Below are 268 nucleotides of genomic sequence, written 5' to 3'. Positions count from 1 at the left end.
ATAGTGGATCGTTCAACGCGGTACAGCGTGTGGACACAATCACAGCGGTGCATAAGCAGCACGTGCTAGTGGGCGCAAACAAGTACCGCAAGCTAAACGGCAACGCAGTTGGGTTTGGTAGCACGTGCATTGAACGCGCAACACCGGAAGCGCTAGCAGACACAGAAGAGTACGAACGCAAGGCAAACGCAATGCGTGCCTACCGGGACATTACCGAAAAGTTTAAGTATCGTGACTGCACAGCGGATCAGTTAAACCGTATCAACGC

1 protein-coding gene is annotated in these 268 nt (G+C 52.6%); it reads left to right on the top strand.

Going from position 1 to position 268, the window contains the following annotated elements; genetic code table 11:
* Positions 1 to 68: 68 nt before the first annotated feature.
* Positions 69 to 268 (top strand): hypothetical protein (locus AC6UDF_RS07235; protein WP_500724202.1); only part of this gene is annotated, 200 nt, incomplete at its 3' end.

It is taken from the genome of Fructilactobacillus sp. X2R6C1 (assembly GCF_059901295.1).
Note: the sequence above shows the minus strand (reverse complement) of the source record. Positions and strands in the feature narration are given on the sequence as shown.